At 69.2% G+C, this 351-nt stretch carries 1 protein-coding gene; it reads left to right on the plus strand.

Translation table 11 applies throughout. The features are described from left to right. Positions 1–351: TonB-dependent receptor domain-containing protein (locus tag J0A65_RS26575; RefSeq protein WP_206597173.1), on the plus strand; the 351-nt coding region annotated here is incomplete at both ends.

The raw sequence follows: 351 nt of genomic DNA on the forward strand, positions 1-351 counted from the left end.
TGGTGGTGGCCTCGGCCAGCGGTGGTCGCTCGCGCTTCCAGAACGCGGCGCAGACCCGTCGGCGCGGCATCGAGCTGGCGCTGGAGAGCCGTCTGAGCGAGACCCTGCGCGCCCACCTCGCCTATACCCGGATCGACGCCACCTACAGCCAGGCGTTCAGCAGCAACGGTCGGATGATCGACGCGGGCAACCACCTGCCGGGCATTCCCGCGCACAGCCTGTATGGCGAGCTGAACTGGCAACCGGCGGCCGGCGTCAGCACGGCCATCGAGGCGATGTACCGCAGCGAGCTGTACGTCGAGGACAGCAACAGCGCCAGGAGCGCGCCGAGCTACGCGCTGTTCAACTGGC

The sequence above is a fragment of the Bowmanella yangjiangensis genome, assembly GCF_017255015.1.
Taxonomy (GTDB): Bacteria; Pseudomonadota; Gammaproteobacteria; order Enterobacterales; family Alteromonadaceae; genus Bowmanella; species Bowmanella yangjiangensis.